Below are 26018 nucleotides of genomic sequence, written 5' to 3'. Positions count from 1 at the left end.
TCGATGGAGGCGCATTATAGGGATCCGAATTCGTAGCACAAGCCTTTTTTCGATCTTTTTTTGCAGTTGCTTTCTTTTCGCGCTTTTCGCTGCGTTCTTATGCGATCGGTTGAAATTTCCCGCACAATATCAAGGTACGCTCAGACCGGTATCCGCTACGCTGCCTGCAACCTGTTAAGGAGAAAAAGTATGTCCGCAGTTTTCCGTCCGTTTAAGGAAACTTTTCCACGTCTCGGCGATCGCGTTATGGTGGATGCCACCAGCGTAGTTATTGGCGACGTTACGCTGGATGATGACGTCAGCATCTGGCCGCTGGTCGCGATACGTGGAGACGTCAATAAAGTTGTAATTGGCAAACGCAGCAATATTCAGGATGGCAGCGTTTTGCATGTCACCCACAAATCCGCCAGCCAGCCGGAAGGTTTTCCGTTAATCATTGGCGAGGAGGTTACCGTAGGCCATAAGGCTATGCTGCACGGCTGCACTATTGGTAATCGCGTACTGGTTGGAATGGGCTCGATAGTGCTGGATGGCGCGATAGTAGAAGATGAGGTAATGATCGGCGCCGGCAGCCTGGTTCCGCCGGGAAAACGGCTGGAAAAGGGTTATCTCTATCTGGGCAGTCCGGTAAAACAGATCCGCCCGCTAAATGACAAAGAGCTCGAAGGATTACGCTATTCCGCCAGCAACTATGTCCGCTGGAAAGATGAATATCTGGCTCAGGAGAGCCAAACCCAGCCCTGACTATCTTCCTGCTGGGCCTCGATCAGAGCTTGCGCCTGATCTTCCAGATCCCAGCGGTGCTGCCGAAAAATTGCCAGCGGTTCACTATTTCCTCCGAACCGCTGCAGCAAAACCTCAGCAGAGATAGCGCAGTTCAGCTGAAACCCGTTAACCATGGCAGGAAAGCAAACGGCCTGCCGCTGCTCGTCCCAGCTTTCGCGATCGGGGAACTGTATCGCCTGATTCATACTGACAGCTCCGCCTGCAGGCGCTGAATAACCGGTTCAACATCGGGCATAACCTGATGCCAGAGCAGGAAAGCATGCGCCGCCTGCCCCACCAGCATACCTAATCCATCCGCCATCGCCGCCGCGCCCGTCTGCCGGCACCATTGCAGAAAAGGCGTAGGCCCTCGCTGATAAAACAGATCATAACAGCGCGTATCCGGCTGGATTAGCGTTGCGGGCAGCTGGGGAATATCGCCGTTTACCCCGCTTGAAGTGGCATTGATAATCAAGTCAAAATGCCTGCCGGACAATTCAGCCAGCGTCAACGCATCAATTTCACCGGTATGGGCAAAAACGTCGGCCAGTTCGCTGGCTCGCGCTGCGGTGCGATTAGTCAGGGTCAGCGAACAGCCGAAAGAGAGCAAAGGCAGAATGACGCCGCGCGCCGCGCCGCCTGCGCCAATCAGCAGAACTTTATCATCGGGCTTTATCAGCGCCAGCCTTTGCAGATCGCTAAGCAGGCCAATGCCATCGGTATTGTCGCCGAGCAGCCGTCCATCTTCACGTTGATGGAGAGTGTTAACCGCACCCGCCAGCGCCGCTCGCTCGGTAAGCGCATCCGCCAGTTCGTATGCCTGCTGTTTAAACGGCAGCGTTACGTTAGCGCCCTTCCCGCCCTGTTGCAGAAAGCGTTGAACCGTTTGGCTAAAACTATCAAGCGGCGACAGCAGGCTGCCGTAGCGATGCTCGATGCCTGTCTGCTGTGCAAAACAGCGATGGATCAACGGTGATTTGCTGTGTGAAATCGGATTGCCAATGACAACGAAATTATCCATATCTATCCCTGACGAATAATATCGCCGCTAATAACGTCGCGAATTTCTGATGGATTAAGCCTTCCGCCGGTCTCGCCATGCAGTACCGGGAAATGCTCGCCAAACTGCTGCAGCACTTCTTCCACATTACGGCAGGGCGGTTGACCGCTCAGGTTGGCGCTGGTAGAAACCAGCGGTTTGCCGAATGACCGACAAAGTTCCTGCACCGCTGGATGAGCGCTGACGCGCACGGCTAACGTATCAAAACGTCCCGTCAGCCAGCGTGGCGTTTGCGACAGAGCCGGCAGCACCCAGGTTACCGGCCCCGGCCAGGTAGCAAACATTTTTTCTCGCTGCGCAACCGATAGTTCACGATCTGAAACGTAAGGTTCAAGCTGCTGATAATCCGCCGCGATCAGGATCAACCCTTTTTCTACCGGGCGTTGTTTGAACGCCAACAGCTCCATCACTGACGTTTCACTGTCCGGATCGCAGCCGAGGCCAAACACCGCTTCAGTGGGATAAGCGATAACCGCCTGCTGCCGCAGCTGCTGCACGCACCATGCAAGGGTTCCGGGAAGAAATTGTTTATTCACTGCTGTTTCCTGCGCTAACGGGCTTGCCGCAGGCTTTACTGGCGCAAAAGCGCTTCAGGCCCTGAGCGGTTTTTTTCTCAATTAATAAGGGGAAGTGACAGAAAGCACAAGATCCTTCTTTTGGCGTAAAATTCACCGCAAACTGACAATCAGGATAGCGATCGCAGGCGTGAAACGTTTTACCGAAGCGCGAGCGGCGCTGTACAAGATGGCCTTGCTGACACTGCGGACAGACAATACTGGTTTCATCCGGACGATCGATCGTTTCCGTATGTTCGCATTCCGGATAGCGGCTACAGCCAATAAACATGCCGTAGCGGCCCTGCCGTAATACCAGATCGGCCTGACAGAGCGGACAAAGCTGCCCCTCCAGAACCTTAACGATATGTCCGTCCGCCTGAGTTTTCAGCGGACGAATATATTCGCAATCAGGATAATGCGAGCATCCAAGAAAAGGCCCGTGCTTTCCGGAGCGAATAACGAGCTCTGCCCCGCAAACGGGGCAGGGTTCATGTTTTCGCACTGTAAAAAGTGCTGGTTTATTCATGCTGTTGTGCCACTGATAAATAGCTCAGTGCATCATTCCTTCATTAACGTCAAAAAGCAGTTCTTCCATTTGCTGGTAGGCATTTTCACATCCGGGGATGTTAAACAGCACCATCAGCACCACCCATTTCAGATCTTCCAGATCGAACTCAAGCGTATCCAGGGCCATTATACGTTCGATAACCATTTCGCGCGTTTCCAGATTCAAAACCTGAATCTGTTCAAGAAACAGAATGAAACCACGACAGCTGGCGTCAAGACGCTGGCATTCCTGCTCGGTATAGATACGCATTGAGAGCGGATCGGTGGTCAGCAGTATCGGCGCAACAAGCCCTTCCTGATAATCTGCTAATTTTTCCAGCCAGTTCAACGCATTATAAATATCATCACGATGAAAGCCGGCATCGGCCAGATCGTCCGTCAGTTTATCCTGATCAACGCGCATTTCTGCTTCGCTGTGGATATAAGTTTCAAACAAGTACATTAGTACGTCGAACATGGCCTGCCCTCCTTAATCGGACATAGCCGCCGGGTACAGCTGCGATCCATCCTGCTAACTCCAGCTCAAGCAGTTTAGCTATGATGGCTGGCACAGGTTGGCCGGCACGTTCAGCGACGACGTCAACAGGTGTAACCTCATCTCCTACGTTAGCCAACACCTCGGCAAATGGCAATGGACCATCAGCGTTGTCTGAAGAATTAATTCTATTCTGTGCGGGAAGCGGTAGCCAGTGAAGCGAGCTGTTCAGCTGTTCGATGATGTTATTAGGATGCGCTACCAGAAAAGCGCCCTGCTGAATAAGCCAGTGGCTGCCTTCGCTGGCCGGACTGCCTAGCGGACCCGGCAAGGCGTAAACTTCGCGGTTCTGTTCCAGCGCATAGCGTGCTGTCACCAGCGAACCGCTTTTAAGCGTGGCCTCAACCACCAGCACACCGAGACTCAGCCCGCTGATAATACGATTACGACGCGGGAAATTATGCGCGTAAGGCAAGGTACAAAGGGGAAACTCGGAAACCAGCGCACCACCTGCGGCAATAATTTCTTCCGCTAAGCCCTGATGAGTGGTGGGATAGATCTGCTCCAGCCCGCTTCCCAGCACCGCGACGGTTTTGCCATGTACGGCCAGCGCCGCCCGATGCGCGACTGCATCGATGCCGCGCGCTAAACCGCTGGTAATGGTCAGCCCGCTTAACGCCAATCCCTGAGTAAAATAATCTCCCCATTGCCTGCCGTAATGCGAGGCATTGCGGCTGCCGACAATTGCCAGCTGCGGCGCCGACAGCAGCAGCGGATCGCCGCGTACCAGCATCGCTGCCGGGTAGCGCGCAATATTCTTCAACTGCGGCGGGTAACCTATATCATCGGCGGTAATCAAATGATGTTCCGCCCGTTCCAGCCAGCGCAGCGTATGTTCAATATAGCTTTCCGGCACTGATGCAAAGGCCTGCGCCTGTTCGCGACTAAGACCGGCGGCGGCATAAAGGCTGGGATCGCCATATCCGTTTTCGCTCAATAGCGTCGCCGCCTGCAGCATTTTTTCGCCGCATATTCCTTTTACGCCCATCAGACGCAGCCATACCTCGGTCGATGACATCCAGCTTTCCCTCCAGGCGCGCGTTAGCCCTTTTCTCCCTTAGCCGCAATGCTGTCAATCAAGGTGCGAAATGTCTACAATAAGAGACAACGATGGTTTCTTCTCTGAATACAAATCTGGAAAGTTATGTCAGTCTTGCATGTATTACATTATCCCGACGAGCGCCTTCGCATCGTCGCGCAGCCGGTAGCGGAAGTGAATGCAGAAATTCAGCGTATCGTCGATGATATGTTCGAGACGATGTATGCTGAAGAAGGTATTGGCCTGGCGGCTACGCAGGTAGATATCCACCAGCGCATTATTGTTATCGACGTATCGGAAAAACGTGATGAACGCCTGGTGCTGATTAACCCTGAGCTGCTGGAGAAAAGTGGCGAAACGGGAATTGAAGAAGGCTGCCTCTCTATTCCTGAACAGCGGGCGCTGGTGCCGCGTGCCGAACGCGTTAAAATTCGGGCGCTGGATCGCGAGGGTAAATCCTTTGAGCTGGAAACGGATGGCTTATTGGCTATTTGTATTCAACATGAAATGGATCACCTGGTAGGTAAATTATTTATCGATTATTTATCGCCGCTTAAACGCCAGCGTATTCGTCAAAAACTGGAAAAATTAGCTCGCCTTAATGCGCGTGCTTCCTGATAGTTAAGGGATAACGTGTCTGAATCGCTAAAAATTATATTTGCCGGTACTCCCGATTTTGCAGCGCGTCATCTCGACGCGCTGTTAACGTCTGGCCATCAGATAGTGGGTGTTTTTACCCAACCCGATCGCCCTGCCGGGCGCGGTAATAAATTAACTCCCAGTCCGGTCAAGCAGCTGGCATTACAGCATCAGCTGCCGCTGTTCCAGCCGAAATCGCTGCGTCCGACGGAAAGCCAGCAGCTGGTTTCCGATCTGCAGGCTGATGTAATGGTTGTGGTCGCCTATGGTCTGATTCTGCCGCAGGCGGTTCTGGATATGCCTCGTCTGGGCTGTATTAATGTGCACGGCTCCCTGCTTCCGCGCTGGCGCGGCGCGGCGCCCATCCAGCGTTCGCTTTGGGCGGGCGATAGCGAGACCGGTATTACCATCATGCAGATGGATGCGGGCCTGGATACCGGTGCGATGCTGTTGAAGCTGGCCTGCCCGATCGGCGCCGAAGATACCAGCGCAACGCTTTATGACAAGCTGGCGGCACTGGGGCCGCAGGGTCTGCTGGAAACGCTGGCAGGGCTAAGCGCGGGCAGCATCCAGCCGCAGGCGCAGGATGATGCGCACGCTACCTATGCTGAAAAGCTAAGCAAAGAGGAAGCGCGCCTTGACTGGACGCTGCCAGCAGCTCAGCTTGAGCGCTGCGTTCGCGCGTTCAATCCCTGGCCCGTTAGCTACTTTATTATTGAAGGGCAGCCGGTTAAGGTTTGGCAGGCAGGGGTTCTGCCTGCGCAGGGCCAATACCAGCCGGGCGAGATCGTCGCGGCGGATAAAAATGGTATTCAGGTTGCGACTGCTGAAGGCTTACTGAACATGCAAACCCTGCAGCCTGCAGGTAAAAAGGCGATGTCAGCCCAGGATATTTTGAACTCACGCCGCGAGTGGTTTACACCCGGCACCCGCCTCGCCTGATTTAAGGCCCGGCCATCCAACCGGGCCTGATTTATTGATGATTCAATTATGAAAAAAATAATCAACCTCCGCAGCCTGGCGGCACAGACGCTTGAGCGCGTGGTGGAACAGGGCCAGTCGTTAAGCAACCTGTTGCCCGCCGCGCAGAAAAACCTTTCGGATAAAGACAGCGCCCTGCTACAGGAGCTCTGCTTTGGCGTGCTGCGTAGCTTACCGCTGCTGGAGGCGGCCATTCAGCAGCTTATGTCGCGCCCCCTGACCGGCAAACAGCGCCCGCTGCACTTTCTGATTATGGTCGGCTTGTATCAGCTGCTGTATACGCGCATCCCGCCTCATGCGGCGCTGGCGGAAACGGTCGAAGGCGCCGCCGTTTTGCAACGCCCTCAGCTGAAAGGGTTGATTAACGGCGTGTTACGCCAGTTTCAGCGCCAGCAGGAAACATTAATGCCGCAGCTTGAACAGGGAGCGCAACGTTTTCTGCACCCGGCATGGCTGTTAAAACGTTTGCAGCAGGCATGGCCGGAGCAGTGGCGGCAAATCGTTGAGGCGAATAATCAGCGCCCGCCGATGTGGCTGCGCGTAAACCGCCGCCATCACACGCGCGAAGGCTGGCTGTCCCTGCTGCAGAGCAGCGGTCACAATGCAATGCCGCACTCCGTTTATCCTGACGCCCTGATGCTGGAGCAGCCTATGGCGGTCGCGCTGATGCCGGGCTTCGATCGCGGTTGGGTGAGCGTACAGGATGCCTCTGCCCAGGGCTGCGTTACTTACCTGGATCCACAAAACGGCGAAGCTATCCTCGATCTGTGCGCCGCGCCGGGCGGTAAAACAACCCATATTCTGGAAGCCGCGCCTGAAGCTCGCGTAATGGCGGTGGATGTGGATGCACAACGTTTAAAACGCGTTCATGAAAATTTGCAGCGTCTTAATATGCAGGCGGAAGTCAAACAGGGCGACGGGCGTTTTCCGCAGCAGTGGTGCAGCAACCTGCAGTTCGATCGTATTTTGCTTGATGCCCCCTGCTCCGCCACCGGCGTTATTCGTCGCCATCCGGACATAAAATGGTTAAGGCGCGATCGTGATATCGCAGAGCTTGCGGCGCTACAGCGTGAGATTCTGGAAGCTATCTGGCCTTATCTGAAAACTGGCGGCACCCTGCTATATGCCACCTGTTCCGTTTTACCCGAAGAAAATCATTTGCAGATTGAGCGTTTCCTTACTCAGCATGCGGATGCGGAAGAAATCCCGCTGGCTGACGGACCGCACGCCGGGTTACAAAACTTCCCGCATCCACAGGGCGGCGACGGATTCTTTTACGCTAAGCTAATAAAAAAATAACGTAGCGCGCGCTGCGGCAACCCATAAAGTTGAAACAACGATGAAGATAATCATTCTCGGAGCAGGTCAGGTAGGCGGCACGCTGGCTGAAAACCTGGTGGGCGAAAATAACGATATCACCGTAGTGGATACGGATGCGCTGCGCCTGCGTCAGCTACAGGATAAATTCGATTTACGCGTAGTGCAGGGGCACGGTTCCCATCCTCGTATTCTGCGTGAGGCAGGCGCGCAGGATGCCGATATGCTGGTAGCCGTTACCAGCTCTGATGAAACCAATATGATCGCCTGCCAGGTTGCTTATACCCTTTTCAATACGCCTAATCGCATTGCGCGTATTCGCGCGGCCGATTATATCCGCGACGCAGACAAGCTGTTTATCCCTGAAGCCGTGCCTATCGATCACCTGATCTCACCGGAGCAGCTGGTTATCGATAATCTTTATCGGCTGATCGAATACCCCGGCGCGCTACAGGTAGTCAACTTTGCGGAAGGCAAAGTAAGCCTGGCGGTAGTCAAGGCCTACTACGGCGGCCCGTTGATCGGCAACGCGCTCTCTATCATGCGGGAGCATATGCCGCATATTGATACGCGTGTTGCCGCCATTTTCCGCCAGGATCGGCCGATTCGTCCGCAGGGTTCAACTATCGTTGAAGCAGGTGATGAAGTCTTCTTTATCGCCGCCAGCCAGCATATTCGCGCGGTTATGAGCGAAATGCAGCGGCTGGAAAAACCCTACAAGCGCATCATGCTGGTTGGCGGCGGAAATATCGGGTACGGTCTCGCGCTGCGGCTGGAAAAAAACTATAGCGTAAAACTGATTGAGCGTAATCAGCAGCGCGCCGCGGAGCTGGCTGAACTGTTGCAGGACACCATTGTTTTTTATGGCGACGCATCGGATCAGGAGCTACTGGCTGAAGAACACATCGATCAGGTAGATCTTTTTATTGCCGTCACCAACGATGATGAAGCCAATATTATGTCTGCGATGCTGGCGAAAAAAATGGGCGCCAAGAAAGTTATGGTGCTGATCCAGCGGCGCGCCTATGTCGATCTGGTACAGGGCAGCGTGATCGATATTGCGATCTCTCCGCAGCAGGCGACCATCTCTGCGCTGCTGGGCCACGTGCGTAAGGCGGATATCGTTAGCGTTTCTTCGCTAAGACGCGGCGTTGCTGAGGCTATTGAAGCGATCGCCCACGGCGATGAAACAACCTCACGCGTTGTCGGACGCCTGATTGAGGATATTAAGCTACCGCCAGGCACAATTATTGGCGCCGTAGTACGGGGTGATGATGTCATGATCGCCAATGATAATCTGCGTATTGAGCAGGGCGACCACGTGATTATGTTCCTGACCGATAAAAAATTCGTACCGGACGTAGAGCGGCTTTTCCAGCCCAGCCCCTTCTTTTTATAACGCCTGCGACAGCAGGCCCGACTGCTGTCCACAGTATTTCATTTTGTGATAATTCAGTTGTTTAATATTCGGTCATGGCAAACCGTGATTCGTTTGTTAGACTTTAAACTTTGGCAATGGAAAGGAGCTGTTTATGAGTTTTTTCAAAGAATTCCGTGAGTTTGCGATGCGCGGTAATGTTGTCGATCTCGCAGTCGGCGTAATTATCGGCGCGGCTTTCGGCAAAATTGTTTCATCGCTGGTGGCGAATATTATCATGCCGCCGCTGGGCCTGCTGATTGGCGGCGTGGATTTCAAACAATTCACCTGGGTATTGAAAGCGGCACAGGGAGATACGCCTGCGGTCGTCATGGAGTATGGCATCTTTTTGCAGAACATCTTTGACTTCGTCATCATCGCCTTCGCCATCTTTGTCGCGATTAAGCTGATGAATAAGCTTCACACCAAAAAAGAAGTAGAGAAACCGGCGCCGAAGCCCAGTGCAGAAGAAACGCTGTTGGCCGAAATCCGTGATTTGCTGAAGCAGCAGAACAATAAAGTTTGATGTCAGTAAGCTGATGCGAAAAGGGCAACGCTTTTACCCGCCGTTTTTATCGCCTCGCTACTCAACAGAAAGCCAGTGGTAAAGTCTGCTTTACCACTGGCCTCCCAGCCCGCCTTTTTGCAATGTTTATCTTTGCGTCGATAGCTACCTTTACCTTTGACATTAACCTCAACGCGCGTCTTAAAAAGCGAATCGTGTAACAGCGCCTCAAGCGCATTGTCTTTAATCTTACCTTTTTTGTGTTGGTAACCTGACATGGTATCTCCTCATATAGCGTCGGTTATCTGTACTGCACCTCTTTGCCTGTTAGCCAGCGTCAGGGTTCAGATGACGTCCGGCGCTGCCAGCGCGCCTAAACGGTAACCGTAAAAGTCTACTCTTTCTCCAGCTTTTGACCAATAGCTTCACGATAGCCCCCTGCAAGGAAATGAGTACTCATTCCAGCCTGACGAAGCTTTATTTCCAGCAGGCGTAGCTTTTTCAGGCAAACCGCATGGGTGCGATCCGCAGGATCCAGAGCCTTAATCAAATCATTAAGCTCCAGCGCTTCACGCCGCATTTCCAGTTCAGGCGGCAGGTAACCGGCATTTTTCAGCAGGCGATAGCCAGCGCGTAATTCAGGCGGAACCTGACTATCATCATCCAGCTCCAGCGGCGCGCCTTCTCCCGGCAAACCAGACAGTTCGCCTTTCTTCTGGGCATCAAGGATATGTTGTTCAGCCAGTTGATCAAGCAGCCACATAGTCAGCTCCGAAAAATAACGGGATAGCACAACAAGAATAAGTATACACGCCCGAAAACAGGCATAAAAAAACCGGGCACCAGGGCCCGGTCTTTTTATTATACAGCAGATTACTCTGCTGCAGCTTCTGCTTGAGCTTCTGGACGATCAACCAGCTCGATGTAAGCCATCGGAGCGTTGTCACCAGCACGGAAGCCACACTTCAGAATACGAGTGTAACCACCGGCACGGCTCGCGAAACGCGGGCCCAGCTCGTTAAACAGTTTTGCCACGATCTCGTTATCACGAGTACGGGCGAATGCCAGACGACGATTAGCTACGCTGTCGGTCTTGGCAAGAGTAATCAGCGGCTCAACTACGCGACGCAGCTCTTTCGCTTTCGGCAGGGTCGTCTTGATGATCTCATGACGAACCAAAGAGCCGGCCATGTTGCGGAACATAGCCTGACGATGGCTGCTGTTGCGGTTCAGTTGACGACCACTCTTACGATGGCGCATGACCTTATCCTTCTCAGTAAAACCTTAACCTGCGATCCGGTTATTCATCAGCAATGCTTGCCGGCGGCCAGTTTTCCAGGCGCATGCCCAGAGACAGACCACGTGAGGCCAGCACGTCTTTAATCTCGGTAAGAGATTTTTTACCCAGGTTAGGCGTTTTAAGCAGCTCAACCTCGGTACGCTGTACCAGATCACCGATGTAGTGGATAGCTTCTGCCTTGAGGCAGTTAGCAGAGCGGACAGTCAATTCCAGATCGTCAACAGGGCGCAGCAGGATCGGATCGAATTCTGGTTTCTCTTCTTTAACTTCCGGCTGACGTACATCACGCAGGTCAACAAAAGCTTCGAGTTGTTCAGCCAGAATGGTCGCCGCACGACGAATCGCCTCTTCAGGATCGATTGTGCCGTTGGTTTCCATTTCGATGACCAGCTTGTCCAGGTCGGTACGCTGTTCTACACGCGCAGCTTCAACATTGTAGGCGATACGGTCTACAGGGCTGTAGCAGGCGTCGACTAACAGACGGCCGATCGGGCGCTCATCTTCTTCCGAATGAATTCGGGCAGAAGCCGGCACATAACCACGGCCACGCTGAACTTTGATCCGCATATTAATAGATGCGTTTTCATCAGTCAGATGGCAGATCACGTGCTGCGGCTTGACGATTTCGACATCACCATCATGGGTGATGTCGGCTGCAGTCACAGGGCCAATGCCAGATTTATTCAGAGTAATGATGACTTCATCTTTACCCTGAACTCTTACCGCCAGCCCTTTCAGGTTAAGCAGGATTTCCAGGATATCTTCCTGTACGCCCTCTTTGGTGCTGTACTCATGAAGTACACCATCAATCTCAACCTCGGTCACCGCGCAACCCGGCATGGATGACAGCAGAATACGGCGCAGTGCGTTACCAAGAGTATGGCCAAAGCCACGCTCTAAAGGCTCAAGGGTCACCTTGGCGTGCGTCGAACTCAATTGCTCGATATCTACCAGGCGCGGTTTTAGAAACTCTGTCACAGAACCCTGCATTGTGTCCTCTCTTTGGTACTAAGCTTTACTTGGAGTAAAGCTCGACGATCAGGTGTTCGTTAATGTCCGCAGACAGATCGGTACGTTCAGGAATACGCTTGAACACACCTTCCATCTTAGTTGCATCAACTTCCAGCCAGGTTGGCTTTTCACGCTGCTCAGCCAGCTCCAGAGCGGCTTTCACGCGAGACTGCTTTTTGGCTTTCTCGCGGATGCTGACTACGTCATTCGGAGATACCTGATAAGAAGCGATGTTAACAACGCGACCGTTTACCATAACGGATTTATGGCTAACCAGCTGACGTGCTTCTGCACGAGTGGCGCCGAAGCCCATACGGTAAACAACGTTATCCAGACGACCTTCCAGCAGAGCCAACAGGTTTTCACCGGTGTTGCCTTTCAGACGTGCTGCTTCTTTGTAATAGTTACGGAACTGACGCTCCAGCACGCCGTAGATACGACGAACTTTTTGCTTTTCACGTAACTGACCGCCGTAGTCAGACAGACGCGGTTTACGCGCACCGTGCTGGCCAGGGGCTTGTTCAATTTTACACTTGGAATCAATCGCGCGAACGCCAGACTTCAGGAACAGGTCTGTGCCCTCACGACGGCTCAGCTTGAGCTTAGGACCCAAATATCTTGCCATTTTCTTTCTCCAACTATCCTAAAAACGGGCGTTATACGCGACGTTTTTTCGGCGGACGACAACCGTTGTGAGGGATCGGAGTCACATCAGTAATATTAGTGATGCGGAAACCTGCGGCGTTCAGAGCACGAATAGTAGATTCGCGACCCGGACCCGGACCCTTAACCATAACTTCCAGGTTCTTAATACCGTAATCTTTCACGGCCTCTGCGCAGCGCTCAGCAGCAACCTGTGCAGCGAACGGCGTAGATTTACGAGAACCACGGAAGCCGGAACCACCGGCAGTTGCCCAACCCAGTGCGTTACCCTGACGGTCAGTAATGGTAACGATGGTGTTGTTAAAAGAAGCATGGACATGAGCCACGCCATCTGAGACTTGTTTTCTTACACGTTTACGTGCACGAACTGGTGCCTTTGCCATTATTCAATCACCCCGATTATTTCTTGATCGGTTTGCGCGGACCCTTACGGGTACGGGCGTTGGTCTTAGTACGCTGACCGCGCACTGGCAGACCACGACGATGACGCAAACCGCGATAGCAACCAAGGTCCATCAGACGTTTGATGCTCATGCTAACTTCACGGCGCAGATCACCTTCAACGACAAATTTGGCAACTTCGTCACGCAGCGTGTCGATTTGTTCTTCAGACAGCTCACTGATCTTAACATCTTCAGCGATACCCGCAGCAGCACAGATGGCCTTGGAGCGAGTCTTGCCGACACCGTAGATCGAAGTTAACGCGATTACGGTATGTTTCTGATCAGGAATGTTAATGCCTGCTATACGGGCCACTATGCACTCCTATAAATTATATATGCGCACCATACTGAAAAGCCCGTTTTCAGGATACTCAAATGGAAACGCACAGACATACAAAAGATTGGCTGGCTAATCTAGCCAGCTCAACCTGACTTTGCAAGAAAAATATGCGAGAAAATCAGCCCTGGCGCTGTTTGTGCTTAGGCTCGGCACTGCAAATCACACGCACAACGCCGTCGCGACGAATGATTTTGCAGTTACGACATAATTTCTTGACGGAAGCACGAACTTTCATTTTTACTCTCCGTAACTTCTCAAGCGCCTGAATTAACGGCTATAGCCTTTCAGGTTTGCTTTCTTCAATGCAGACTCGTACTGACTGGACATCATCAGAGTTTGCACTTGAGCCATAAAGTCCATGATGACAACAACGACGATAAGCAGTGAGGTTCCACCGAAGTAGAACGGTACTTTCATCGCATCACGCATGAACTCCGGGATCAGGCAGATGAAAGTAATGTAGAGCGCACCGACCAGCGTCAGACGCGTCATCACTTTATCGATGTACTTCGCCGTTTGCTCTCCCGGACGAATTCCTGGTACAAATGCACCAGACTTCTTCAGGTTATCTGCTGTTTCACGCGGATTGAAGACCAACGCCGTATAGAAGAAACAGAAGAAGATGATTGCAGTCGCATAGAGTAGCACATAAAGCGGCTGTCCTGGCTGTAAATACATCGAAATAGTTGTCAGCCAGTTCCATCCTGTACCGCCACCGAACCATGAGGCAATGGTAGCCGGGAACAGAATAATGCTGGAGGCGAAGATTGCCGGGATAACCCCTGCCATATTCACTTTCAGCGGTAAATGTGTACTCTGCGCAGCATAGACACGACGGCCTTGCTGACGTTTCGCATAGTTCACCACAATGCGGCGTTGACCACGCTCAACGAAAACAACGAAGAAGGTCACTGCAAATACGAGAACTGCAACCAACAGCAACAGAAGGAAGTGCAGGTCGCCTTGCCGCGCTTGCTCGATGGTATGGCCAATGGCCGGCGGGAGACCCGCAACGATACCAGCAAAGATTATGATGGAAATACCGTTGCCGATACCCCGCTCAGTAATCTGTTCACCCAGCCACATCAGGAACATAGTTCCCGTCACCAGGCTGACAACAGCGGTAAAATAGAAGGCAAAGCCCGGATTAATCACCAGGCCCTGCATCCCAGGCATATTCGGCAGACCGGTAGCAATACCGATCGACTGAAAGATTGCCAATACCAGAGTTCCGTAACGGGTATACTGGCTAATCTTACGACGACCAGCCTCCCCTTCTTTCTTTATTTCTGCCAGGGCGGGATGAACCACCGTCAGCAGCTGGATAATAATCGATGCCGAAATATACGGCATGATACCCAGAGCAAAGATAGAAGCACGGCTTAAAGCACCACCAGAGAACATGTTGAACATTTCAATGATGGTGCCGCGCTGTTGCTCAAGCAGTTTGGCAAGTACAGTGGCATCGATACCAGGGATCGGAATAAAAGAGCCAATGCGGAAAACAATCAGCGCACCGATGACAAACAAAAGTCTGCGTTTCAGTTCGCCGAAACCGCCCTTGGCACTTTGAAAATCTAATCCTGGTTGCTTAGCCATCTGCTACTTATTCCTCAATTGTACCGCCAGCAGCTTCGATTGCAGCACGAGCGCCTTTAGTGACGCGCAGACCGCGAACCGTTACCGGTGCAGAAACTTCGCCAGACAGAATCACTTTCGCAAATTCAATCTGAGTACCGATGATGTTCGCTGCTTTCAGCGTATTCAGGTCAACGATACCGCCTTCCACTTTCGCCAGCTCGGACAGACGGATTTCCGCCGTGACCATCGCTTTACGAGACGTGAAGCCGAATTTCGGCAGACGACGGTACAGCGGCATCTGACCGCCTTCGAAACCACGACGTACGCCACCGCCAGAACGAGACTTCTGACCTTTGTGACCGCGGCCGCCGGTTTTACCGAGACCAGAACCGATACCACGACCCAGGCGTTTACCCGCCTGTTTTGAGCCTTCGGCCGGAGACAGAGTATTCAAACGCATCTGTTACTCCTCCACTTTAACCATGTAGGAAACCGCGTTAACCATACCGCGAACAGCAGGCGTGTCTTCACGCTCAACGGTATGGCCAATGCGACGCAGACCCAGGCCAAGCAGCGTTGCCTTATGCTTAGGCAGACGGCCGATTGCACTGCGGGTTTGAGTAATTTTGATCGTCTTTGCCATGGTCAATTACCCCAGAATTTCTTCAACGGATTTACCACGCTTGGCAGCGACCATTTCCGGAGATTTCATATTTTCCAGGCCGTCGATAGTTGCACGAACCACGTTAATCGGGTTGGTGGAACCATAGGCTTTAGCCAGAACGTTATGAACTCCAGCGACTTCCAGAACGGCGCGCATTGCACCGCCGGCGATGATACCGGTACCTTCAGAAGCCGGCTGCATGAACACACGGGAACCTGTGTGCGCACCTTTAACAGGGTGCTGCAGGGTGCCGTTAGTCAGCGCGACGTTAATCATGTTGCGACGGGCTTTTTCCATCGCTTTCTGGATCGCTGCCGGTACTTCACGCGCTTTACCGTAACCAAAACCAACGCGACCGTTACCATCACCCACTACAGTCAGTGCGGTGAAGGAGAAAATACGGCCACCTTTCACAGTTTTAGATACGCGGTTTACCGCGATCAGTTTTTCCTGCAGTTCGCCAGCTTGTTTCTCGATGTGTGCCATCTTAGACCTCTACCTTAGAACTGAAGGCCAGCTTCACGGGCAGCTTCTGCCAGTGCCTGGACGCGACCATGATATTGGAAACCGGAACGGTCGAAAGCAACATCTTTGATGCCTTTTTCCAGCGCGCGCTCAGCGATAGCTTTACCTACAGCAGACGCAGCGTCTTTGTTGCCGGTGTACTTCAGTTGTTCAGAGATAGCTTTTTCTACAGTAGAAGCAGCAACCAGAACTTCAGAGCCATTCGGGGCGATGACCTGTGCGTAAATGTGACGCGGGGTACGATGTACCACCAGGCGAGTAGCACCCAGCTCTTTGATCTTGCGACGTGCGCGGGTCGCACGACGGATACGAGCAGATTTCTTATCCATAGTGTTACCTTACTTCTTCTTAGCCTCTTTGGTACGCACGACTTCGTCGGCGTAACGAACACCCTTGCCTTTATAAGGCTCAGGACGACGGTAGGCGCGCAGGTCAGCCGCAACCTGGCCGATCAGCTGTTTATCAGCACCTTTCAGTACGATTTCAGTCTGAGTCGGACATTCTGCAGTGATGCCCGCAGGCAGTACGTGATCTACCGGGTGAGAAAAGCCCAGAGACAGATTCACGACATTGCCTTTAACGGCTGCACGATAACCTACACCAACCAGCTGCAGCTTCTTAGTGAAGCCTTCGGTAACACCGATAACCATTGCGTTCAGCAGCGCACGGGTAGTACCCGCCTGCGCCCAGCCGTCAACGAAACCTTCGCGCGGAGCGAAAGTCAGCGTGTTGTCAGCCTGCTTAACTTCAACAGCATTATTGATAGTACGAGTCAGCTCGCCGTTTTTACCTTTAATCGAAATTACCTGACCGTTGAGTTTTACCTCTACGCCGGCAGGAACAACGACAGGTGCTTTAGCAACACGAGACATTTTTTCCTCCGATTAAGCTACGTAGCAGATAATTTCGCCACCAAGACCAGCCTGGCGCGCTGCACGATCAGTCATAACACCTTTAGAGGTAGAAACAACAGCAATACCCAGTCCAGCCATTACCTTCGGCAGCTCATCTTTTTTCTTATAGATGCGCAGGCCCGGACGGCTAACACGTTGAATGCTTTCTACCACAGCTTTACCCTGGAAATACTTAAGAGTCAGTTCCAGTTCCGGCTTGATGTCGCCTTCGATTTTGAAATCTTCAATATAACCTTCTTCCTTCAGCACGTTGGCGATTGCCACTTTCAGCTTGGAGGAAGGCATGGTGACCGCAACTTTGTTCGCGGCCTGACCGTTACGGATACGGGTCAGCATATCCGCGATCGGATCTTGCATGCTCATCTGTCTTTACTCCCGTGATTCAATTGGTGACAATTACCAGCTAGCCTTTTTCAGACCCGGAATTTCACCGCGCATGGCGGCTTCACGGACCTTGATACGGCTCAACCCGAACTTCCGCAGGAAACCATGCGGACGACCTGTTTGACGGCAGCGGTTACGCTGACGAGACGGGCTGGAATCACGCGGCAGACTCTGCAGCTTGAGAACAGCGTTCCAACGATCTTCGTCGGAGGCGTTCACATCAGAAATGATCGCTTTCAGTTCAGCGCGTTTCGCGAAGAATTTGTCTGCTAATTTCTCACGCTTGACTTCGCGTGCTTTCATTGATTGCTTAGCCATTAAGTAACCCCACCTTACTTGCGGAACGGGAAGTCAAAGGCAGCCAGCAGAGCACGGCCTTCATCATCAGATTTCGCAGTAGTGGTAATGGTGATATCCAAACCACGAACGCGATCGACTTTGTCGTAGTCGATTTCTGGGAAGATGATCTGCTCACGGACGCCCATGCTGTAGTTACCACGACCATCGAAAGACTTAGCGGACAGGCCGCGGAAGTCGCGAATACGCGGTACAGCAATAGTGACCAGACGCTCAAAGAACTCCCACATGCGTTCGCCACGCAGGGTTACTTTACAGCCGATCGGATAGCCCTGACGGATTTTGAAGCCTGCAACTGATTTGCGTGCTTTGGTGACCAGCGGTTTTTGACCGGAGATTGCTGCCAGGTCTGCTACTGCGTTATCCAGCAGCTTTTTGTCAGCGATCGCTTCACCAACACCCATATTCAGGGTGATCTTCTCGACCCGAGGGACTTGCATGACAGAATTGTAGCCAAACTCAGTCATGAGTTTTTTAACTACTTCGTCTTTGTAGTAATCATGCAGTTTCGCCATCGTACTACTCCAAATTACTTGATAGTTTCGCTGTTAGACTTGAAGAAGCGGACTTTTTTGCCGTCTTCGAATCTAAAGCCTACACGGTCAGCCTTACCGGTAGCCGCATTGAAGATTGCAACGTTAGAAACCTGAATTGCAGCTTCTTTTTCAACGATGCCGCCTGGTTGATTCAGAGCCGGAACCGGCTTCTGATGTTTTTTCACCAAGTTGATACCTTCAACAATGACCTTGCCAGAAGACAGGACATTTTTTACTTTACCGCGCTTACCTTTATCTTTACCGGTCAGCACGATAACTTCGTCATTACGACGGATTTTCGCTGCCATTCTTCGCTCCTTAGAGTACTTCTGGTGCCAGGGAGATAATTTTCATGAACTTTTCATTACGAAGTTCACGAGTTACCGGCCCAAAAATACGCGTTCCGATTGGCTGCTCGCTGTTATTGTTCAGAATAACGCATGCATTACCATCGAAGCGAATGACAGAACCGTCAGGGCGACGAACACCCTTCCTGGTGCGCACCACTACCGCCTTAAGCACATCACCTTTTTTCACTTTACCACGCGGAATTGCTTCCTTGATGGTAACTTTGATGATGTCGCCTACGCCTGCGTAGCGACGGTGCGAGCCACCCAGAACCTTGATACACATTACGCGACGTGCACCGGAGTTGTCGGCGACGTTCAGCATAGTCTGTTCTTGGATCATTTTAGTGCTCCGCTAATGTCAACTACTACTTCGGGACCCAAACTGCAGGTCGTTAGAAAGCCCCATAATTGAGGGCGCGGCATTATAACACCGGTTCTCTCAGATGGGTAGAAAAAATAAACGGCTCTTGCGAGCCGTTTATCTTATTTTTTAAGAAAGGAGATTCTATTACAGAACCGCTTTCTCTACAACGCGAACCAGCGTCCAGGACTTAGTCTTGGAGAGCGGGCGGCATTCGCGGATTTCCACCACGTCGCCGATACCGCATTCGTTGTTCTCGTCATGGATGTGCAGCTTAGTCGTACGCTTAATGAATTTACCGTAGATCGGGTGCTTCACGAAACGCTCGATAGCAACAACTGCAGATTTCTGCATTTTGTCACTAACAACACGACCTTGCAGAGTACGAATTTTATCGGTCATTACGCACCCGCCTTCTCAGTCAGTAAAGTTTTAACGCGTGCAACATCACGGCGCACATTCTTCAGCAGATGAGTCTGCTGCAGCTGGCCAGATGCTGCCTGCATGCGCAGGTTAAACTGTTCACGCAGCAGGTTCAGCAGCTCAGTGTTCAGCTCTTCAATGCTTTTTTCACGCAGCTCTTTTGCTTTCATTACATCACCGTCTTAGTAACAAAGGTGGTTTTGATAGGCAGTTTTGCTGCTGCCAGCTTGAATGCTTCACGGGCCAGCTCCTCCGGTACGCCGTCCATTTCATACAGGACTTTACCCGGCTGGATTAAGGCAACCCAATACTCCACGTTACCTTTACCTTTACCCATACGCACTTCCAGCGGCTTCTCGGTGATCGGTTTGTCCGGGAATACACGGATCCAGATCTTACCTTGACGCTTAACTGCACGGGTCATAGCACGACGTGCTGCTTCGATCTGACGAGCAGTCAGACGACCACGGCCAACAGCTTTCAGACCGAAAGTACCGAAGCTCACATCCGTACCGGCAGCCAGACCACGGTTGCGGCCTTTGTGCACTTTACGGAATTTTGTACGCTTTGGTTGTAACATCAGCGACTCTCCTTACTTACGGCCTTTACGCTGCTGCTTTTTCGGTTGAGCAGCCGGTTTTTCCGGTTGTTCAACAGCAGCCATACCACCCAGGATCTCACCTTTGAAGATCCATACCTTAACGCCGATTACACCATAAGTGGTGTGCGCTTCTGAGGTGTTGTAGTCAATGTCAGCACGCAGCGTGTGCAACGGCACGCGACCTTCGCGGTACCATTCGGTACGTGCGATTTCCGCGCCGCCCAGACGGCCGCTAACTTCAACTTTGATACCTTTCGCGCCCAGACGCATTGCGTTCTGTACAGCACGCTTCATCGCACGACGGAACATCACGCGACGCTCCAGCTGAGAAGTGATGCTGTCAGCAACCAATTTCGCGTCCAGTTCCGGTTTACGGACTTCGGCGATATTGATCTGTGCCGGTACGCCAGCGATATTCGCTACGACCGTACGCAGTTTTTCTACGTCTTCGCCTTTCTTACCGATAACGATACCAGGACGAGCGGTGTGAATAGTCACACGGATGCTTTTCGCCGGACGTTCGATAACGATGCGCGATACAGACGCTTTAGCCAGTTCTTTAGTCAGGAACTGACGCACTTTAAAATCGCTGTCCAGGTTGTCAGCGAATTCTTTGGTATTAGCGAACCAGGTAGAGTTCCAGGGTTTAACAATACCCAGTCGAATACCATTAGGATGTACTTTCTGACCCATTGCTAGTCTCCAGAGTCTCAGCGATCGGACACAACCACAGTAATGTGGCTGGTGCGCTTCAGGATGCGATCTGCACGACCTTTCGCACGCGGCATAATGCGCTTCATGCTTGGGCCTTCGTCGACGAAGATTTTCGCGACTTTCAGATCGTCGATGTCAGCGCCATCGTTGTGTTCGGCGTTAGCAATGGCAGATTCCAGGACCTTCTTGACCAGTACAGCAGCTTTTTTGTTGGTGTAGGTCAGGATGTCCAGAGCCTGCGACACTTTCTTACCGCGAATCAGGTCAGCCACCAGGCGAACCTTTTGAGCAGAAGAACGAGCGTGGCGATGTTGAGCAATAGTTTCCATCTCTTCCTCCTGCCTTAGCGTTTCTTGGCTTTTTTATCAGCCGCGTGACCGCGATAAGTACGAGTCGGCGCGAATTCACCCAGCTTGTGTCCAACCATTTCGTCGGAAACAAAGACAGGTACGTGCTGACGACCATTATGGACAGCGATGGTCAAACCGATCATATTTGGAAAGATCGTTGAACGACGGGACCAAGTGCGCAGGGGCTTCTTGTCACCGCTTTCCACCGCTTTCTCTACCTTCTTCAGCAAGTGCAGGTCAATAAAAGGACCTTTCTTGAGAGAACGTGGCATGGCTTATCCTCTAATATTATTTGCTACGGCGACGTACGATAAATTTATCGGTACGCTTGTTGCTACGGGTCTTCTTACCTTTGGTCTGTACGCCCCACGGAGTTACCGGGTGCTTACCAAAGTTACGACCTTCACCACCACCGTGCGGGTGATCTACTGGGTTCATCGCAGTACCGCGAACGGTCGGACGAACACCACGCCAGCGGGCAGCACCTGCTTTACCCAGAACGCGCAGCATATGCTCAGCGTTACCGACTTCGCCCAGGGTTGCGCGGCAGTCAGCTTCGACTTTACGCATTTCGCCTGAACGCAGACGCAGGGTTACGTAGGAACCTTCACGCGCAACGATCTGCACGTAAGCACCAGCGGAGCGAGCAATCTGACCGCCTTTGCCTGGTTTCATTTCTACGTTATGCACGGTGGAACCAACCGGGATGTTACGCATCGGCAGGGTGTTGCCTGCTTTGATCGCAGCATCAACGCCAGACTGAATCTGGTCGCCGGCTTTCAGGCCTTTCGGGGCCAGGATATAACGGCGCTCGCCGTCTTTGTACAGAACCAGCGCGATATTCGCGGAACGGTTCGGATCGTACTCAAGACGTTCAACAACAGCCGGGATACCATCTTTGTTGCGTTTAAAGTCAACCAGACGGTAAGCCTGCTTGTGACCACCACCGATGTGACGGGTAGTGATGCGGCCATTGTTGTTACGGCCACCGGATTTGCTGTTTTTTTCCAGCAGCGGAGCAAATGGTTTGCCCTTGTGCAGCTCTGGGTTCACCACTTTAACTACGTGGCGACGACCCGGAGATGTCGGTTTACATTTAACAATTGCCATTGTTCTTCTCCTCCGACTTACTCTGCGCCGCCGACGAAGTCCAGATTCTGGCCTTCTTTCAGGGTGACGTAAGCTTTCTTCCAGTCGCTACGACGACCAATACGCTGTCCATGACGCTTAACTTTACCCTTCACGATCAGGGTGTTTACGACTTCGACTTCAACTTCGAAAAGTTTCTGCACAGCGGCTTTGATTTCTGCTTTGGACGCGTCTTTCGCAACTTTGAGAACGATGGTATTGGTTTTTTCCATCGCAGTAGACGCTTTTTCAGAAACGTGCGGCGCGCGCAGCACTTTCAGCAGACGTTCTTCACGGATCATGCCAGCATCTCCTCAACTTGCTTAACTGCGTCAGCAGTCATAACGACTTTGTCGAAGGCGATCAGGCTAACCGGATCGATACCCGCTGCATCACGCACGTCAACCTTGTACAGGTTGCGAGCGGCCAGGAACAGATTTTCATCCAGTTCGCCGGTGATGATCAGCACGTCTTCCAGCGCCATATCTTTCAGTTTCTGTACCAGCAGCTTGGTTTTCGGCGCTTCTACAGAGAACTTCTCGACAACGATCAGACGTTCTTGACGTACCAGTTCGGACAGAATGCTTTTCAGCGCGCCGCGGTACATCTTTTTGTTAACTTTTTGACTGTGGTCCTGCGGCTTAGCAGCGAAGGTCACGCCGCCTGAACGCCAGATCGGGCTCTTAACAGAACCTGAACGCGCACGGCCGGTGCCTTTCTGGCGCCACGGTTTTTTACCGGAACCAGTTACTTCAGCACGAGTCTTCTGAGCACGAGTGCCCTGACGAGCACCAGCTGCATAAGCAACAACAACCTGATGTACCAGCGCTTCGTTGAAATCACGACCGAAGGTAGTTTCGGAAACAGTCAGCGCGCTTTGCGCGTCTTTCATTACTAATTCCATTCCTCGCCCCCTCACGCCTTAACAGCTGGTTTAACGATCAGGTCGCTACCGGTAGCACCCGGGACAGCACCTTTCACCAGCAGCAGGTTGCGCTCAGCGTCAACACGTACTACGTCCAGGCTCTGAACGGTTACGCGCTCATTACCCAGCTGACCTGCCATTTTTTTGCCTTTGAACACTTTGCCCGGAGTCTGGTTCTGACCGATAGAACCCGGAACGCGGTGAGACAAGGAGTTACCGTGAGTAGCATCCTGGGTACGGAAGTTCCAGCGCTTAACAGTACCGGCAAAACCTTTACCTTTAGACGTACCAGTCACGTCAACTTTCTTAACGTCAGCGAAAATTTCAACGCTGATGTCCTGGCCAACGGTATATTCTTCACCTTCAGCGGTGCGGAATTCCCACAGACCACGGCCAGCTTCTACGCCAGCTTTAGCAAAATGACCTGCTTCAGGTTTGGTCACGCGGTTCGCTTTTTTCGTACCGGTGGTCACCTGGATTGCGCGGTAGCCGTCGCTGTCCAGACCTTTAACCTGAGTAACACGGTTTGCTTCAACTTCGATTACGGTTACAGGGATAGATACGCCGTCTTCAGTGAAGATGCGGGTCATACCCACTTTTTTACCGACTAAACCAATCATTGTTTCAACCTCTCAATCGCTCGATGACCTGATTAACCCAGGCTGATCTGCACGTCTACACCGGCAGCCAGATCCAGACGCATCAGAGCATCAACGGTTTTTTCAGTTGGCTCAACGATGTCAACCAGACGCTTGTGAGTGCGGATTTCGTACTGATCGCGCGCGTCTTTGTTAACGTGCGGAGAAATCAGAACGGTAAAGCGCTCTTTGCGGGTCGGCAGCGGGATGGGACCACGCACCTGCGCGCCAGTGCGCTTGGCGGTCTCAACGATTTCCGCGGTTGATTGATCGATCAGGCGATGATCAAACGCTTTAAGACGGATACGGATTCTTTGGTTCTGCATGAGACCAGAGCTCCAATTATTTTATAAACGAAAAGAATTACTCCTCACACCCATTACGATTGATGGGGGAGTGTAATCGTTCAGCATATAACTCCCCAATCGGGAGTATTGTCAGGCCGGGCGATGTCCGACCAGCCTGCGATTCTGCTCGAATCGCACCCGCAATATCAGCAGGCCCGCGCATTATACGGGAATTTGCTCAGATAGCAACCCATCCGGCGGCGGCGCGGCGAAAAAGTGGAAGCAAGCGCAAGCCCTGACAGGCGATTGCATAATTCACGAAATAATTTTACGGCCTCTCTTCCTGTTAACGCCAACGATAAAAGACAGCATTGACGCCCCGCTTTAGGATGGAATTTTCCGCTAATGGTCAGAGAGCATTCTTATGACAATTTTGTTTGCCGCGCTGGCAGGTTTAGCCCTGGGCAGTTTCCTCTGCCTGGCTGCCGATCGTTATCATCCAGGCCTGAGCGGGCGCCGCTGGTTAATACGCCTGTTTGCTCCGCCTTCCCGCTGCAGCCGTTGTCGGCGGCGGCTTAAGCCAGGCGATCTTATCCCTTTTTATAGCTGGTTACGCTTGCGGGGGCGCTGTCGCTACTGTGATTGCAGAATCCCGCGTCGCTTATTTATCGTCGAGACGCTGTCCTGCGCGCTCTTTAGCCTGCTGGCTATCAACGCCCCTTCCCCGCATGCGCTATCTTTTGCGCTGCTGTTTACCGCGCTGCTCATCTTGCTGAGCCTTATCGATTGGCGCTGTTTATTGCTGCCAGATGCACTTACTCTTCCTTTGCTCTGGCTGGGCCTGCTTTATCATTTATTATTCAGTCAGGAAAGATTGCCTGCGGCCGTTATCGGCGCGATCGGCGGCTGGCTTGCCCTGTGGCTGCTCTACTGGTTTTTTTTCATCGTCGCCCGGCGTGAAGGTCTGGGTTATGGAGATTTAAAGCTGTTTGCGGCGCTGGGCGCCTGGTGCGGCTGGCAGCTGCTGCCCGTTATCGCCACGGTAGCAGCCTTAAGCGGCCTGCTGCTTTTTCTGGGCGGCAGAGTGTGGAAAAGAGGCGCCGGCGTTGTTCACCAGCAGCCTTTCGGGCCCTGCTTATCTTTGGGCGGTTGGGTTACCTTTTTCGCCTTATGGCAGAAAGAAAATGTTATTTTTCCTCTCTGATCTGCGCCTGCAGATAGTTCTGGATACCCATTTTTTGGATCAGATCCAGCTCCGTTTCCAGCCAGTCAATGTGTTGCTCTTCATCCGCCAGGATTTCAATCATCATATCGCGACTTACGTAGTCGTGAATTTGATCGGCCCAGGCGATAGCCTCGCGCAGATCTTTTGCGCCCTCCAGCTCCAGCGCCAGATCGGAACGCAGCATCTCTTCCACATCCTCACCGATACGCAGACGGCCGACATTCTGCAAATTAGGTATGCCTTCAAGAAAAAGTATGCGCTCTATATATTTATCCGCATGCTTCATCTCATCTATCGACTCATGATACTCAACATCATTCAGGCGCATCAGTCCCCAGTTTTTGAACATCCGCGCATGGAGAAAGTACTGGTTTATCGCAACCAGCTCATTTCCCAGTAGTTTATTCAGGTAGCTTATAATTTTAGCATCGCCTTTCATCTTTCTTTCCTCCGCTTCCAGTTAAATAGAGCGTAGATGTGGTTAGAAAGAAGTCAAAAAGGCAGCGGTAAAAATATGCCCTCAGGCGATCTCCTGATACTGCGGCAGGTTCTGCAGCTCATCATTCATAATCTCACGCACCGCGCGGATACATTTCCCGCACTGGTTGCCTACCGGTAAAAAGTGACGCAGCTGTTGAAAAGAGGCGGGTTGATAACGGCGAACGGCTTCACGCACGGTTTTATCGTTGATGGCATTACATAAACAGACGTACATTTACCTGCTCCAGTATAAATAATGAGCGCATTCTAAATGAGAATGGTTTTTATTTCAAACCTGGATTTTGTATGGTTTTAGCTGTGGGCAGGCATAAAAAAGGGCGCCGAAGCGCCCTCTTAAACAAGCGAATGCCGAAGCATTCGCTTTTGTTGTCGCTAATTAAGCGATAACGCGTGCAACAACGCCCGCGCCAACGGT

Annotated in this window: 45 protein-coding genes; 7 read left to right on the top strand and 38 right to left on the bottom strand. The window is 52.2% G+C overall.

The genetic code is table 11. From position 1 onward, the window contains the following. The first annotated feature begins 189 nt into the window (after nt 1-189). Entirely contained in the window at nt 190-744 is a 555-nt protein-coding gene (locus tag FKM52_RS20920; protein WP_141178042.1) for a gamma carbonic anhydrase family protein, read from the top strand. Here FKM52_RS20920 and FKM52_RS20915 read toward each other — a convergent pair. Genes FKM52_RS20915 through dprA form a run of 6 tightly spaced genes read right to left on the bottom strand, consistent with a single transcriptional unit; the run spans nt 720 to nt 4502 of the window. After that, nucleotides 720-971, bottom strand: a complete 252-nt coding sequence (locus FKM52_RS20915; protein ID WP_141178041.1) for a DUF1488 family protein — start codon at nt 969-971, stop codon at nt 720-722. The genes FKM52_RS20920 and FKM52_RS20915 overlap by 25 nt on opposite strands. Next, the gene (gene aroE / locus FKM52_RS20910) at nt 968-1786 is read right to left on the bottom strand and encodes a shikimate dehydrogenase (RefSeq protein ID WP_141178040.1); all 819 of its coding nucleotides are present in this window, start codon (nt 1784-1786) and stop codon (nt 968-970) included. Before aroE ends, FKM52_RS20915 begins: the two co-directional genes overlap by 4 nt. 2 nt (nt 1787-1788) lie before the next feature. Next, a complete protein-coding gene (gene tsaC, locus FKM52_RS20905) occupies nt 1789-2361 on the bottom strand; it encodes an L-threonylcarbamoyladenylate synthase type 1 TsaC (protein WP_141178039.1) in 573 nt (190 codons plus the stop codon). Next, nucleotides 2354-2908 carry a DNA topoisomerase family protein gene (locus FKM52_RS20900; protein WP_141178038.1) on the bottom strand — a complete coding sequence of 185 codons (555 nt, stop codon included), beginning with the start codon at nt 2906-2908 and terminating at the stop codon, nt 2354-2356. The genes tsaC and FKM52_RS20900 overlap by 8 nt, the downstream gene beginning before the upstream one ends. A 24-nt stretch (nt 2909-2932) precedes the next feature. After that, entirely contained in the window at nt 2933-3406 is a 474-nt protein-coding gene (gene smg, locus FKM52_RS20895) for a DUF494 family protein Smg (protein WP_141178037.1), read from the bottom strand. Continuing rightward, a complete protein-coding gene (dprA, locus tag FKM52_RS20890; RefSeq protein ID WP_141178036.1) occupies nt 3378-4502 on the bottom strand; it encodes a DNA-protecting protein DprA in 1125 nt (374 codons plus the stop codon). The genes smg and dprA overlap by 29 nt, the downstream gene beginning before the upstream one ends. Before the next feature lie 126 nt (nt 4503-4628). Here dprA and def point away from each other — a divergent pair, with 126 nt between their 5' ends. The 5 genes from def to mscL all read left to right on the top strand — a co-directional run bounded on the left by def (nt 4629) and on the right by mscL (nt 9403). Further along, on the top strand, nt 4629-5141 hold the full coding sequence (gene def / locus FKM52_RS20885) for a peptide deformylase (protein WP_141178035.1): 513 nt from the start codon (nt 4629-4631) through the stop codon (nt 5139-5141). A 15-nt stretch (nt 5142-5156) separates the two neighbouring features. After that, entirely contained in the window at nt 5157-6104 is a 948-nt protein-coding gene (gene fmt / locus FKM52_RS20880) for a methionyl-tRNA formyltransferase (RefSeq protein WP_141178034.1), read from the top strand. 48 nt (nt 6105-6152) lie between these two features. Beyond that, the gene (rsmB, locus tag FKM52_RS20875) at nt 6153-7442 is read left to right on the top strand and encodes a 16S rRNA (cytosine(967)-C(5))-methyltransferase RsmB (protein WP_141178033.1); all 1290 of its coding nucleotides are present in this window, start codon (nt 6153-6155) and stop codon (nt 7440-7442) included. A 40-nt stretch (nt 7443-7482) separates the two neighbouring features. Next, nucleotides 7483-8859 carry a Trk system potassium transporter TrkA gene (gene trkA, locus FKM52_RS20870; RefSeq protein ID WP_141178032.1) on the top strand — a complete coding sequence of 459 codons (1377 nt, stop codon included), beginning with the start codon at nt 7483-7485 and terminating at the stop codon, nt 8857-8859. Nucleotides 8860-8992: 133 nt separating this feature from the next. Then, nucleotides 8993-9403 carry a large-conductance mechanosensitive channel protein MscL gene (mscL, locus tag FKM52_RS20865; protein ID WP_141178031.1) on the top strand — a complete coding sequence of 137 codons (411 nt, stop codon included), beginning with the start codon at nt 8993-8995 and terminating at the stop codon, nt 9401-9403. 2 nt (nt 9404-9405) lie between these two features. Here mscL and FKM52_RS20860 read toward each other — a convergent pair whose 3' ends face one another. The 30 genes from FKM52_RS20860 to rpsJ form a co-directional block, all read right to left on the bottom strand. Beyond that, on the bottom strand, nt 9406-9660 hold the full coding sequence (locus FKM52_RS20860; protein ID WP_141178030.1) for an alternative ribosome-rescue factor A: 255 nt from the start codon (nt 9658-9660) through the stop codon (nt 9406-9408). Between the two features lie 116 nt (nt 9661-9776). Continuing rightward, nucleotides 9777-10145 (bottom strand): DnaJ family domain-containing protein, encoded by a 369-nt coding sequence (locus tag FKM52_RS20855; RefSeq protein ID WP_141178029.1) that lies wholly within the window; start codon nt 10143-10145, stop codon nt 9777-9779. 110 nt (nt 10146-10255) lie between these two features. Beyond that, nucleotides 10256-10642, bottom strand: coding sequence for a 50S ribosomal protein L17 (gene rplQ, locus FKM52_RS20850; RefSeq protein ID WP_003850180.1), 387 nt, complete (start codon nt 10640-10642; stop codon nt 10256-10258). A 40-nt stretch (nt 10643-10682) separates the two neighbouring features. Then, nucleotides 10683-11672, bottom strand: a complete 990-nt coding sequence (locus FKM52_RS20845; RefSeq protein WP_038629771.1) for a DNA-directed RNA polymerase subunit alpha — start codon at nt 11670-11672, stop codon at nt 10683-10685. A gap of 25 nt (nt 11673-11697) precedes the next feature. Further along, the gene (gene rpsD, locus FKM52_RS20840) at nt 11698-12318 is read right to left on the bottom strand and encodes a 30S ribosomal protein S4 (protein ID WP_010618555.1); all 621 of its coding nucleotides are present in this window, start codon (nt 12316-12318) and stop codon (nt 11698-11700) included. 31 nt (nt 12319-12349) lie between these two features. After that, a complete protein-coding gene (gene rpsK, locus FKM52_RS20835; RefSeq protein ID WP_004160563.1) occupies nt 12350-12739 on the bottom strand; it encodes a 30S ribosomal protein S11 in 390 nt (129 codons plus the stop codon). 16 nt (nt 12740-12755) lie between these two features. Further along, complete coding sequence (rpsM, locus tag FKM52_RS20830) at nt 12756-13112, bottom strand: 30S ribosomal protein S13 (RefSeq protein ID WP_002438688.1); 357 nt, start codon at nt 13110-13112, stop codon at nt 12756-12758. A 145-nt stretch (nt 13113-13257) separates the two neighbouring features. Continuing rightward, nucleotides 13258-13374, bottom strand: coding sequence for a 50S ribosomal protein L36 (rpmJ, locus tag FKM52_RS20825; protein WP_004160566.1), 117 nt, complete (start codon nt 13372-13374; stop codon nt 13258-13260). A 32-nt stretch (nt 13375-13406) separates the two neighbouring features. Then, nucleotides 13407-14738 carry a preprotein translocase subunit SecY gene (gene secY, locus FKM52_RS20820; protein ID WP_085068456.1) on the bottom strand — a complete coding sequence of 444 codons (1332 nt, stop codon included), beginning with the start codon at nt 14736-14738 and terminating at the stop codon, nt 13407-13409. A gap of 7 nt (nt 14739-14745) precedes the next feature. Beyond that, nucleotides 14746-15180: a 50S ribosomal protein L15 gene (gene rplO, locus FKM52_RS20815; protein WP_141178028.1), complete on the bottom strand. Its 435-nt coding sequence runs from the start codon at nt 15178-15180 to the stop codon at nt 14746-14748. Between the two features lie 3 nt (nt 15181-15183). Then, nucleotides 15184-15363, bottom strand: coding sequence for a 50S ribosomal protein L30 (rpmD, locus tag FKM52_RS20810; RefSeq protein ID WP_004846568.1), 180 nt, complete (start codon nt 15361-15363; stop codon nt 15184-15186). 6 nt (nt 15364-15369) lie between these two features. Beyond that, nucleotides 15370-15870, bottom strand: a complete 501-nt coding sequence (gene rpsE, locus FKM52_RS20805; protein ID WP_038629766.1) for a 30S ribosomal protein S5 — start codon at nt 15868-15870, stop codon at nt 15370-15372. 14 nt (nt 15871-15884) lie between these two features. After that, nucleotides 15885-16238, bottom strand: coding sequence for a 50S ribosomal protein L18 (rplR, locus tag FKM52_RS20800; RefSeq protein ID WP_038629765.1), 354 nt, complete (start codon nt 16236-16238; stop codon nt 15885-15887). Nucleotides 16239-16247: 9 nt separating this feature from the next. Next, complete coding sequence (rplF, locus tag FKM52_RS20795; RefSeq protein ID WP_141178027.1) at nt 16248-16781, bottom strand: 50S ribosomal protein L6; 534 nt, start codon at nt 16779-16781, stop codon at nt 16248-16250. Between the two features lie 12 nt (nt 16782-16793). After that, nucleotides 16794-17186: a 30S ribosomal protein S8 gene (gene rpsH / locus FKM52_RS20790; RefSeq protein ID WP_017374146.1), complete on the bottom strand. Its 393-nt coding sequence runs from the start codon at nt 17184-17186 to the stop codon at nt 16794-16796. A gap of 33 nt (nt 17187-17219) precedes the next feature. Beyond that, a complete protein-coding gene (gene rpsN, locus FKM52_RS20785; protein WP_038629763.1) occupies nt 17220-17525 on the bottom strand; it encodes a 30S ribosomal protein S14 in 306 nt (101 codons plus the stop codon). A 14-nt stretch (nt 17526-17539) separates the two neighbouring features. Next, nucleotides 17540-18079, bottom strand: a complete 540-nt coding sequence (gene rplE / locus FKM52_RS20780) for a 50S ribosomal protein L5 (protein WP_038629762.1) — start codon at nt 18077-18079, stop codon at nt 17540-17542. Nucleotides 18080-18093: 14 nt separating this feature from the next. Next, entirely contained in the window at nt 18094-18408 is a 315-nt protein-coding gene (rplX, locus tag FKM52_RS20775; RefSeq protein WP_038629761.1) for a 50S ribosomal protein L24, read from the bottom strand. 10 nt (nt 18409-18418) lie between these two features. Further along, nucleotides 18419-18790 carry a 50S ribosomal protein L14 gene (gene rplN, locus FKM52_RS20770; RefSeq protein ID WP_038629760.1) on the bottom strand — a complete coding sequence of 124 codons (372 nt, stop codon included), beginning with the start codon at nt 18788-18790 and terminating at the stop codon, nt 18419-18421. Nucleotides 18791-18958: 168 nt separating this feature from the next. Continuing rightward, nucleotides 18959-19213, bottom strand: a complete 255-nt coding sequence (gene rpsQ / locus FKM52_RS20765; RefSeq protein ID WP_013510766.1) for a 30S ribosomal protein S17 — start codon at nt 19211-19213, stop codon at nt 18959-18961. Beyond that, entirely contained in the window at nt 19213-19404 is a 192-nt protein-coding gene (rpmC, locus tag FKM52_RS20760; RefSeq protein ID WP_141178026.1) for a 50S ribosomal protein L29, read from the bottom strand. Before rpmC ends, rpsQ begins: the two co-directional genes overlap by 1 nt. Next, nucleotides 19404-19814, bottom strand: coding sequence for a 50S ribosomal protein L16 (rplP, locus tag FKM52_RS20755; RefSeq protein ID WP_008927134.1), 411 nt, complete (start codon nt 19812-19814; stop codon nt 19404-19406). The genes rpmC and rplP overlap by 1 nt, the downstream gene beginning before the upstream one ends. 12 nt (nt 19815-19826) lie before the next feature. Further along, entirely contained in the window at nt 19827-20528 is a 702-nt protein-coding gene (rpsC, locus tag FKM52_RS20750) for a 30S ribosomal protein S3 (RefSeq protein ID WP_038629758.1), read from the bottom strand. A gap of 17 nt (nt 20529-20545) precedes the next feature. Beyond that, entirely contained in the window at nt 20546-20878 is a 333-nt protein-coding gene (rplV, locus tag FKM52_RS20745) for a 50S ribosomal protein L22 (RefSeq protein ID WP_007891659.1), read from the bottom strand. Nucleotides 20879-20892: 14 nt separating this feature from the next. Further along, complete coding sequence (rpsS, locus tag FKM52_RS20740; protein WP_004929772.1) at nt 20893-21171, bottom strand: 30S ribosomal protein S19; 279 nt, start codon at nt 21169-21171, stop codon at nt 20893-20895. 16 nt (nt 21172-21187) lie between these two features. Beyond that, nucleotides 21188-22009, bottom strand: coding sequence for a 50S ribosomal protein L2 (gene rplB / locus FKM52_RS20735; protein ID WP_141178025.1), 822 nt, complete (start codon nt 22007-22009; stop codon nt 21188-21190). A gap of 17 nt (nt 22010-22026) precedes the next feature. Then, nucleotides 22027-22329, bottom strand: a complete 303-nt coding sequence (rplW, locus tag FKM52_RS20730) for a 50S ribosomal protein L23 (RefSeq protein ID WP_141178024.1) — start codon at nt 22327-22329, stop codon at nt 22027-22029. Further along, the gene (gene rplD / locus FKM52_RS20725; RefSeq protein ID WP_141178023.1) at nt 22326-22931 is read right to left on the bottom strand and encodes a 50S ribosomal protein L4; all 606 of its coding nucleotides are present in this window, start codon (nt 22929-22931) and stop codon (nt 22326-22328) included. Before rplD ends, rplW begins: the two co-directional genes overlap by 4 nt. An 11-nt stretch (nt 22932-22942) precedes the next feature. Next, on the bottom strand, nt 22943-23572 hold the full coding sequence (rplC, locus tag FKM52_RS20720) for a 50S ribosomal protein L3 (RefSeq protein WP_141178022.1): 630 nt from the start codon (nt 23570-23572) through the stop codon (nt 22943-22945). A 32-nt stretch (nt 23573-23604) separates the two neighbouring features. After that, nucleotides 23605-23916 carry a 30S ribosomal protein S10 gene (gene rpsJ / locus FKM52_RS20715; RefSeq protein WP_001181005.1) on the bottom strand — a complete coding sequence of 104 codons (312 nt, stop codon included), beginning with the start codon at nt 23914-23916 and terminating at the stop codon, nt 23605-23607. Nucleotides 23917-24301: 385 nt separating this feature from the next. Between rpsJ and FKM52_RS20710 the strand changes: the two genes are divergently transcribed. Then, nucleotides 24302-25081 (top strand): prepilin peptidase, encoded by a 780-nt coding sequence (locus FKM52_RS20710; protein ID WP_141178021.1) that lies wholly within the window; start codon nt 24302-24304, stop codon nt 25079-25081. On the opposite strand, the gene bfr is transcribed toward FKM52_RS20710, so the two are convergent. Next, entirely contained in the window at nt 25065-25541 is a 477-nt protein-coding gene (gene bfr, locus FKM52_RS20705; RefSeq protein WP_141178020.1) for a bacterioferritin, read from the bottom strand. The genes FKM52_RS20710 and bfr overlap by 17 nt on opposite strands. An 81-nt stretch (nt 25542-25622) precedes the next feature. Continuing rightward, nucleotides 25623-25817: a bacterioferritin-associated ferredoxin gene (gene bfd / locus FKM52_RS20700; protein WP_141178019.1), complete on the bottom strand. Its 195-nt coding sequence runs from the start codon at nt 25815-25817 to the stop codon at nt 25623-25625. Between the last annotated feature and the right edge of the window lie 201 nt (nt 25818-26018).

Source organism: Mixta tenebrionis, assembly GCF_006517625.1.
GTDB classification, from domain to species: Bacteria; Pseudomonadota; Gammaproteobacteria; order Enterobacterales; family Enterobacteriaceae; genus Mixta; species Mixta tenebrionis.
Note: the sequence above shows the minus strand (reverse complement) of the source record. Positions and strands in the feature narration are given on the sequence as shown.